This window comes from Streptomyces sp. NPDC055243 (assembly GCF_044544025.1).
Classification (GTDB): Bacteria; Actinomycetota; Actinomycetes; order Streptomycetales; family Streptomycetaceae; genus Streptomyces.
This window is the reverse complement of record NZ_JBITWR010000031.1, coordinates 26,250-35,428: the sequence shown is the minus strand read 5'-3', so window position 1 is coordinate 35,428 and position 9,179 is coordinate 26,250. Positions and strand designations below refer to the sequence as shown.

The following is a 9,179-nucleotide window of genomic DNA, read 5'->3' as shown; positions in this document are numbered from 1 at the left end:
GTCAGAAAACCCGGGGGGCCCGGCGCCCCCCCCCCCCCCCCCCCGCCGGCCCCGGGGGGGGGGGGGCCCCCCCCCCCCCCCCCCCCCCGCCCGGGCCGCGCGGCGGGGCCCCCCCCCCCCCCCCCCCCCCCCCCCCCCCCCCCGCGGCCGTCCCCACAGTTCGCGCAAGGCCGCGTTGACCGCGGCGGGTTGCTGGGTGTGCGGGTAGTAGCCGTCCACGCGCAGCAGCCGGCCGTCGACGGCCTCGGTCACGGCTTCGGCGCAGGCGATCAGCGGCTCGCCCGCGTAGGTGCGGTACATCTCCGGTGCGTCCTGCCAGGTCCCGCAGATCACCAGCGTCGGCCATGGCGCGGCCCGCAACGGTTTCAGGGGCACGGCCGCTTCCCATACGGGACGTTCGCGCATCGACGTGGCCACGGCACGCAGGCGCTGCGGGGTGGGGTCGGGCATGGCCATGCCCAGGCCTTCCGTGGAGGCACGCAGGTACTGCTCCGGCGTCACCGAATCCGGCACACCCGCGCTGTCTCGCACCCGGTCCAGCATGGCCTCGACGACGGGGTGGTGGGCGGCCGCGGAGAACGCGGCGGGCTGAATCAGCGTCAGGGAACGTACGAGGTCGGGGCGGCGCCCGGCTGCGAGCATGGCTGCCAGGCCGCCGTTGCCGTGTCCGACCAGGTGCGCGCCCCCGTCCTGCCGCGTCAGCAGGTCCACCAGGTCGTCGGCGTCGGTGTCGTAGTCGCTGCGCTCGGTGTCGGGGCTGTGGCCGTAGCCACGGCGGTCCACCAGCAGCAGGCGGTAGCGGTCGGCCAGTGGCCGCTGGGCCGCGAACCCGTACGCCTCGTCGCTGCCCCACGTGAAAATGTTGTGGGCGAAGACCGCCGGGGCCCCTTCGCCGCCGGTCTCGTCCCACACCGTCACGTGTAGCGCGGTCATGCGCGACCTCCCTCTCTCTGGCCGTCTGGGCGACGTGATGCGGACGGCCCGTCAGCCGCCGCAGGTGTCATGGGTGCTGACCAGGGTGCTGGCCAGGCCCTTCCCCCGTGTCGGCGAGTCGGCTGGGGGACAGGTCCGTCGGGTCCTCGTCCGCTTCCAGCAATGTGTCGGCGGGGCCGATGATGAGTGGGTCCGCCTCCCCCACCGCGTCCTTGTCCATGGCCTCGTAGTCGATGCGCAGCAGCAGGTGCCGGATGGCTTCGAGGCGCCCGCGGCGCTTGTCGTTGAACTTGATCACCGACCACGGTGCGTGGACGGTGTCCGTGGCGCGGAACATCTCCACCTTGGCGTGGGTGTAGGCGTCCCACAGGTCCAGTGAGGCCAGGTCCGTGGGTGAGAGCTTCCATTGACGTACGGGGTCCACCTGGCGGATGGCGAAGCGGGTGCGCTGCTCCGCACGGGAGACGGAGAACCAGAACTTGACCAGCACGATGCCGTCATCGGTGATCATCTTCTCGAAGAGCGGGACCTGCTGGAGAAATTCGTCGTGCTGCCGTGGCGTGCAGAAGCCCATGACGGGCTCGACGCCGGCACGGTTGTACCAGGAGCGGTCGAAGAAGACGATCTCCCCCGCGGCCGGCAGCTGTGCGACGTACCGCTGGAAGTACCACTCGCCCGCTTCCCGCTCGGTGGGCTTGTCCAGCGCGACGATGCGGGCCCCTCGGGGGTTGAGGCGCTCGGTGAAGCGTTTGATCGTGCCGCCCTTGCCCGCGGCGTCCCGCCCCTCGCACACGACCACGATGCGCTGGCCCTGCTCGCGCACGGATCTCTGCAGTTTCAGCAGCTCGATCTGCAGGATCCGCTTCTGGCGTTCGTAGGCCTTGCGCCGAAGCTTCTCCGCGTAGGGATAGTTCTCCCGCCAGGTCTGCAGGGGCTCACCCTGCCCGTCGAGCAGTACCGGACGCTCCGGCCGGGCCTCATCCACCGACAGGCCGTCCAGCAAACCTTCCCCGTCCTTCTCGTCCGACGTCACGCCTTCTCCTCTCATCGACACGTGCCGTCTTCTTACTACCCCCATCGAGCACTACTGCGCAGAAAACGCCATAAGCCCTGCGACGTCCCCACGCGTCGCGGTTCCGCGCCCCGGGGCCGCCCCGCTCACCGGGCGGCGTCAGCGGCGTCGTCCACCGTGCGCCCGCCGGGCTGGTGGGTTGCCGTGCTCTCCCACGTGGCTTCTGCACCAGCGGTGTTCAGTGCGGGGTGAGCGGCGTCGCGAACTCGACGCGGGACAGCTTCTGAGGGTTGCGGACATAGTCGAGGCCGGTGATGCGGGCGTCCTCGACACGGTGGGCGACGAACGTCTCCGTCGCCGGGTCGGTGGCGTTCTCGCTCATGTATCGGGGCCATCTCCTTCGTGGCCTGCGGCGCTGATGATCGCATGCGTGGGGCGCGCCCCGGATGCTTCGTCAGGCCGCCGGTTCGGCGACGGCCGGTGCCTCGTCGCGCACGGCCTGGAGGAGCAGTTGCGGGCGCTTGGCGTCCTTGGTCCACCAGGTGCGCTTGCCGGGCTTGCGCGCCTCGTAGGCCAGCTGCCAGGCGATGCTCCGGCAGATGATCTCCTTGACCTTGGCGCCCGGACGGCCGGCGAGGTAGTACCGGTTGGCGGTGTCGTCCCTGCTGGCGAACTGGAAGATGCCGGCGCGCCGTCCGAGGCTGATGCACTGGCTGACGAACCCCACGTCGACGGTGGCGGGCCGCTCCCCCGCGATGCGGCTGAGCACGGTCTCGGCGGCCTGCGGGCCGAGCTGGACGGCGGCCTGGCAGCTCATCCGGTACGGCAGGTTCGACGGCGCCGCCGAATCCCCGGCCGCCACGATGCGCTCGTCGTCCACGCTGGTCAACGTCTCGTCCGTGAGCAGGCGGCCCAGGGCGTCGGTACGCAGCCCGCTGCGGGCGGCCAGGTCCGGCACACCGAATCCGGCGGTCCAGATGGTCACCTCGCTCGCCATCTCACGGCCGCCGCTGAGTCGTACGGCATCGCGCGTCACCGCCGTCACCGTCGCGTCGGGGCCTTCGATCACGGTCACACCGAGCCTGGCCAGCCGCTTGGCCACCGAGCGTCGCCCCCGAGGATGCAGGTAGGGGCCAAGTTCCGTGCCGCACACCAGGGTTACGGTGCGGCCCTCCTCCGCCAGCTCGGCGGCGGTCTCGATGCCGGTCGGTCCGGCGCCGACCACCGTCACCGCGGCCGTCGCGGGCGCGGCCTGGACGACCGGGCGCAGCCGCCGCGCCTCCTCCAGGTCGGCCAGCGGGTAGGCGAATTCGGCCGCTCCGGGCACGCTCGGGTCGGCGCTGCCGCTGCCCACCGCGTAGATGAGGTGGTCGTAGTCGAGTGCGCCGCCGCTCGCCAGGATCACGCTGCGCTCGGCGGCGTCGATCCGTGTCACGGTGTCGACCACCAGATCGATGCCCGCGGCCAGGACCTTGCCGTACTCCATGACGGCGTCGTGAGATCCGCCCACCAGTTGGTGCAGGCGGATCCGCTCGACGAAGGTCGGGCGGGGGTTGATCAGGGTCACTGTCACGTCGTCACGCTGGGTCAGTCGATTGGCCGCCATGACACCGGCGTATCCGCCGCCGATCACGACCACTGCGGTGTTCTCACTCATGGCATCTCCTTCGTCTCTGGCGGTTCAGCCACAAGACACCGCGTGATCGACCGCTGTGACAGCATGTGAGGCAGGTCACTTCACCGCCCTGTGCGCGCCAGGAGTCCCGCCACGATGTCAGCCCGCCAGTGGCCGATGCGCCCGCACATCCACCGGGCGTCCATCGGGATCGCGAGCCGTCATCGTCCACTGCGCGGGCAGCGTCTCGATCGGTCCGACCGGCCACCCGGCACCCAGGACGCGCTCGCGCACCTCACACAGCTGGCTGTACGTCGCCACACGCAGCCCCCATCCCGCCCCACTCAGGGGGTCGAGGTCAGTGGTGGGGGCGGTGGCGGTCTCGACGATCATCAGGTGGTCGGCGCCGCCGACATCGACGGCCGCGATCCGAGGATCGGAAGGGGTCGCGGCACGCTCGAAGGCGAGCGCCGCCCCGAGCAACTCCGTGTAGTACGTCACGAGCCGGTCGAGGTCGGTCGTGGAGAGGGTCAGATGGTTGATTCCGAGGAGTTCAGGCATGGTTGGGCAACTCTAAGGCCGTCACTGAACGGCACCTGGTAGTCCGCCAGAAATAGCGGACCAGGACCCCTGAAGCCCGTTCGCGGGCCCCTGCAGGAACAGCGCGAGGTGGGGCCGCCGGTGGCTTGGCTAATCTGCACGGGTGACCACCGACCTGACCCTGCTGCCGCGTGTCGCCTATCGCGGGCAGGAGGTCACCGCGCCCCGCCTCCGGGCCCTGCTCGCGCTGCTCGCGGGCGATGTGCGCACCGGCTGTAGCGCCGAGCGGCTGGTGGCAGGGCTGTGGCCGGAGGAGTCGCCGGAACGGCCGGGAAAGGCACTGCAGGTGCTCGTGTCCAGGGCGCGGGCCCAGTTGGGCGCCGATGTCATCGCGAGCACACCGGTCGGATACCGGCTCGCCCTCGTCGAGGAGCAGGTCGACAGCTCCGCCCTGCTGCTGCACGCCGCCGTGAGCGCACAGCGGGCCAGGGCCGGGGACCACGCGGGAGCGCTGGCAGCGGCCGAGGCCGGGCTCGCCCTGTGGGAGGGCGCCCCTGGCGGGGACGGTGGCACCGGCGATCCCGTAGCTGCGTTGCGCACCGAACGCGCCCCCGTGCGCGCCACGCTCGTCCGCGCCCAGGCGCTCGCGCTCGCCCGCCTGGGACGGCATGCGGAGGCGTCCGGGCCGCTGGCCGTGGCCCTCGCGGAGCATCCGCGTGACGAGGAGGTGCTTGCCGAACTGCTGCGTTCCGAGGCGGCGACGGCGGGCCCGTCCGCCGCGCTGACGCGGTACGAGGCCTACCGTCGTGAGCTGCGCGAGGCGCTGGGCACGGATCCGGGCGCCGGGCTCAAGGCCGTGCAGCAGGAGTTGCTGCGCGGCCAGGCGCCTGTGGTCAGGCACGGGGTGCCGCATGAGCCCAACCCGCTGCTCGGCAGGGACGAGGACATCGCCGCGGTGGAAGGGCTGTTGCGCGCCTCGCGCGCCGTCACCGTCGTCGGGCCCGGCGGTCTTGGCAAGACCCGGCTCGCGCACGCCGTCAGCCGCCGGGCCGAGCAGCGCGTGGTGCATTTCGTGCCGCTCGCCGGCCTGACCGCGGACCAGGACGTGGCCCGCGAGGTGGCCACCGCGCTCGGTGCGGGCGAGGGGCGGCACGGCGTCGTGAGCGGCCACGGCGCGGCCGACCCGGTGTCGGGCATCCTGGGCGTGCTCGGACCGGGGCCCGCCTTGCTGGTGCTCGACAACTGCGAGCAGGTCGTCCAGGGCGCCGCCGCTCTCGTACAGGCACTGGTCTCCTCCTCCAAGGAGCTGCGGGTGCTCGCCACCAGCCGGGCCCCGCTGGACCTCACGTCGGAGGCGGTGTACGCGCTGCCGGAGCTCGGACTCGACACCTCCGTCGAGCTGTTCACGCAGCGGGCGCGGGCCGCGAGGAGCGGTGTGGAGCTGCCGCCGGACGCGGTGACCGAGCTGTGCCGCCACCTCGACGGGCTGCCGCTGGCCGTGGAGTTGGCCGCGGCGCGGGTGCGGGTGCTGTCGGTGCCGGAGATCGCCCGCCGCCTCGGCGACCGGTTCGCGCTGCTGCGCGGCGGCGCGCGGGACGTGCCCGAGCGCCACCGCACGCTGCACGCGGTCGTGGAGTGGAGCTGGAACCTGCTCGCGCAGGACGCCAGGGCGGCGCTGCGCACGCTGTCCGTCTTCCCCGGCGGCTTCCGTGGTGACGCGGCGGAGCAGGTGCTGGGTGCGGACGCGCTGTTGCTGCTGGAGCAGTTGGCCGGCCAGTCGCTGCTCACCGTCGCCGACACGCCGGTCGGCGTGCGGTTTCGGATGCTGGAGACCGTACGGGAGTTCAGTGCGGCCCGCCGTGCGGAGGCCGGTGAGGATGACGAGGCCGTGGGCCGGTTCCTGGCGTGGGCCCGGGACTTCGGGGTCGCCCGGCACGAAGTGCTCTTCGGCCCGGAACCCTCCGCGTCCTCTCGGCCGCGCTCGAGCGCGGAGGACCCCGTCGCGGCCCGGGAACGGATCAGGGCCGAGCAGGACAATCTCGCGCTGGCCCTGCGACACGCCCTGGCCCGTGCCGACGGCCCCACGATCGCCGCCCTGACCGCCGTCCTGGCCGCTTTGTGGTCCACCGACTCCAACTACCCGCGCCTGGCCACCCTCGCCGCGGACACCGGCCCGCCGCTTTCGCACTACTCCCCCACGCCCGAGTACGTCGAAGTCGCCCGCTCCGCCGCGGTGTTGTGCACGGCGGGCCTGTTCATGAACCACGGCCCGCGAGCCGTGCGCCAGCTCATCACCCTGCGGCGGCTTCCTGCGGCGACGCCGGACACCCTGCCGCGCGCCACGGCCGTCGTGCTCGGCGCTCTGCCCCAGATGCGGCCTCCCGACTACGACGTGCTGCACCTGCTCTGCGCCGACGCGCAGCCGCTGGTCGCCGCCATCGCCGAATGCGTGGCCACGTACGTCTGGGAGTACGAGCACGACATCGACCGCGCGCTCGCCTCGGCTCGCCGGATGATCACGGCACTGGCTCCGGTCGACAACCCCTCCCTGCGGCTCATGGGCCATTCCCGGCTGAGCGAGCTGTCCTTGCGGATGGGGCAGGGCGAGACCGCCTACGAGCACCTGCGGGCGGCGCTGAAGACGTTGCCGCGGCTGGGCGGCGAGCACGACTACATCGGCATCCGCTCGGCCCTCGTCCTGGCCTGCCTGCAGCGCGGGGAGCCCGACGAGGCCGAGTACTGGCTGCGGCAGGTGGAGGGCGAACACACCCCGCAGGAGGACACCTTCTACAGCCCCGATCTCGGCAGCCGCGCCGAGATCGCGCTCACCCGGGGGCTGACGGAGGCCGGACTCGGCCTGTGGCGCAGCGCCGTGGAGCGGATGCCCGAGGCCGGTTCCCTGCACGGCGGCGACCCTTGGCTCGACCCGTGGGCGCTGCAGGTCCAGGCGGCTGCGGTGACGGCGCACGCGCACGCCGGCCGTCTCGACCTCGTCGCCGGGCCGGTCGACCGGCTGCGCCAGCGGCTGCGGACACTACTGAGTGGGCCGCCCCGCTCGCCCACGGAGCTGCCGGTGTTCGGGTCGGTGCTGCACGCGCTGGGCATGGCGGGTCTCGCGTGCGGTGAAGCCTTCGCCGTACGGAAGATCGCGCTGGCCGAACGGCTGCGGGCGCCACGGGAGTTCCAGCCGACGATGTCGGCGGCCCGCGCCCGGCAGGCGGCCGAGGACGCCGACTGGGCGGCGTACGCCGACGCGGTGTCGATGTACGCCGCCCTGACGCGGGACGAGCTGTGGCAGGCGGCCCGCGACCTTACTTCGGATCGCGGTTGAACAACGCCGTCGACCAGCGGTAGCCGAGCGCGGCCAGGCCCACGCACCAGGCGATCGTGATCCAGCCGTTGTTGCCGATCCCGCTGCCGAGCAGCAGGCCGCGCAGGGTCTCGATGGCCGGGGTGAAGGGCTGGTACTCGACGATCGGCTGGAACCAGCCCGGCATCGCGTCGGCGGGGACGAAGGCGCTCGAGATGAGCGGGAGGATCATCAGCGGCAGCGCGTTGTTGCTGGCCGCCTCGGCGTTGGGGCTGGCCATGCCCATCCCGACCGCGATCCAGGTGAACGCCGTGGCGACCAGCACGAGCAGCCCGAACGCCGCCAGCCACTCCAGGGCCGTGGCGTCGGTGGAGCGGAATCCGATGGCCACGGCGACGGCGCCGACGAGCACCACGCTGATGATCGCCTGCAGCACGCTGCCGACGACATGCCCCACGAGCACCGAGCTGCGGTGGATCGCCATCGTGCGGAAGCGGGCGATGATGCCCTCGGTCATGTCCATGGAGACCGACACCGCGGTGCCGGCCGGAGTGGCGCCGAGGGTCATCAGCAGGATGCCCGGGACGAGGTAGGCGATGTAGTCGGAGCGGTCGGCGCCGCCGCCGCTGATGCCCGCGCTCATCACATCGCCGAAGACGTAGACGAACAGGAGCAGCAGGACGATCGGCGTCAGCAGGATGTTCAGGGTGAGGGACGGATAGCGGCGCGCGTGCAGCAGGTTGCGGCGCAACATGGTGGCCGAGTCCTGTGCGGCCAGGGAGAGCGAGCTCATCGGACGGCCTCCGTGGGGTGGTTGGGGACGGTGGAGCCGCCGGTGAGGGCGAAGAACACGTCGTCGAGGTCGGGGGTGTGCACGGTCAGCTCGTCCGCCTCGATACCGGCCGCGTCGAGCCAGTCGAGGAGGGAGCGCAGTTCGCGCTGGCTGCCGTCGCTGGGAATCCGCAGCGACAGCGCCTCGTTGTCCCGGGTGACCTCGCGCAGGGCCAGGGCAGCGCTCTGATAGGCGGCCGGGTCGGCGAAGCGCAGCCGGACATGCCCACCCGGGATGAGTCGCTTGAGCTCGTCGGCGCTGCCTTCGGCGGCGATCCTGCCGTCGTTGAGGACGGCGATGCGGTCGGCCAACTCGTCGGCTTCTTCGAGGTACTGGGTGGTGAGGAAGACGGTCACCCCGCCGGTGACCAGCTCGCGGATGATGGCCCACATGTTGTGGCGGCTGCGGGGGTCAAGGCCGGTGGTCGGCTCGTCGAGGAAGATGATCCGCGGATCGCCCACCAGCGTCATGGCCAGATCGAGGCGGCGCCGCATGCCCCCGGAGTAGCTGGCGGCGGGCTTCTTCGCGGCGTCGACGAGGTCGAAGCGCTCCAGCAACTCGGCGGCGACCCGGCGGCCTTCACGGCGATTCAGGTGGTGCAGGTCGGCCATGAGGAGCATGTTCTCCTCGCCGGTGATCAGGCCGTCGACGGCGGAGAACTGCCCGGTGACACCGATCGCGGCCCGCACGGCCTGCGGGTCGACGGCCAGGTCGTGGCCGCCGACGTGCAGGTCTCCGGCGTCGGCACCGATGAGCGTGGAGAGGATCTTGACGGTGGTGGTCTTGCCGGCGCCGTTCGGGCCGAGCAGGGAGAAGACCGTGCCGGCCGGCACCGCCAGGTCGATGCCGTCGAGGACCGTCTTGTCCCCGTAGGCCTTGCGCAGCCCCGTGGCCGCGATGGCGAGGGAGGGCGATGTCGTTGTCGTCATGCCGCAGA

Annotated in this window: 6 protein-coding genes and 2 pseudogenes; 1 reads left to right on the top strand and 7 read right to left on the bottom strand. The window is 72.1% G+C overall.

Features of this window, described 5'->3' with window-relative positions; genetic code table 11:
* Positions 1-153: 153 nt before the first annotated feature.
* From ACIGXX_RS43520 to ACIGXX_RS43500, 5 genes and pseudogenes are all read right to left on the bottom strand, one after another.
* Positions 154-933 (bottom strand): annotated as a pseudogene (locus ACIGXX_RS43520) (alpha/beta fold hydrolase); the annotation flags it as partial.
* A 67-nt stretch (positions 934-1,000) separates the two neighbouring features.
* Positions 1,001-1,981, bottom strand: coding sequence for a polyphosphate kinase 2 (gene ppk2, locus ACIGXX_RS43515; RefSeq protein ID WP_383824902.1), 981 nt, complete (start codon positions 1,979-1,981; stop codon positions 1,001-1,003).
* Between the two features lie 202 nt (positions 1,982-2,183).
* Positions 2,184-2,285: pseudogene (locus ACIGXX_RS43510) on the bottom strand (RNA polymerase subunit sigma-24); the annotation flags it as partial.
* 114 nt (positions 2,286-2,399) lie between these two features.
* Positions 2,400-3,602 (bottom strand): NAD(P)/FAD-dependent oxidoreductase, encoded by a 1,203-nt coding sequence (locus ACIGXX_RS43505; RefSeq protein WP_399984750.1) that lies wholly within the window; start codon positions 3,600-3,602, stop codon positions 2,400-2,402.
* Between the two features lie 117 nt (positions 3,603-3,719).
* Positions 3,720-4,121 carry a VOC family protein gene (locus ACIGXX_RS43500; RefSeq protein ID WP_351166351.1) on the bottom strand — a complete coding sequence of 134 codons (402 nt, stop codon included), beginning with the start codon at positions 4,119-4,121 and terminating at the stop codon, positions 3,720-3,722.
* A 142-nt stretch (positions 4,122-4,263) separates the two neighbouring features.
* Between ACIGXX_RS43500 and ACIGXX_RS43495 the strand changes: the two genes are divergently transcribed.
* Positions 4,264-7,431, top strand: coding sequence for an ATP-binding protein (locus ACIGXX_RS43495; protein WP_399984745.1), 3,168 nt, complete (start codon positions 4,264-4,266; stop codon positions 7,429-7,431).
* On the opposite strand, the gene ACIGXX_RS43490 is transcribed toward ACIGXX_RS43495, so the two are convergent.
* Together ACIGXX_RS43490 and ACIGXX_RS43485 are read right to left on the bottom strand one after the other, a co-directional pair.
* Positions 7,412-8,203 (bottom strand): ABC transporter permease, encoded by a 792-nt coding sequence (locus ACIGXX_RS43490; RefSeq protein WP_399984742.1) that lies wholly within the window; start codon positions 8,201-8,203, stop codon positions 7,412-7,414. The two genes, ACIGXX_RS43495 and ACIGXX_RS43490, sit on opposite strands and share 20 nt — an antisense overlap.
* Complete coding sequence (locus ACIGXX_RS43485; RefSeq protein ID WP_399984738.1) at positions 8,200-9,171, bottom strand: ATP-binding cassette domain-containing protein; 972 nt, start codon at positions 9,169-9,171, stop codon at positions 8,200-8,202. The genes ACIGXX_RS43490 and ACIGXX_RS43485 overlap by 4 nt, the downstream gene beginning before the upstream one ends.
* Positions 9,172-9,179: the final 8 nt, after the last annotated feature.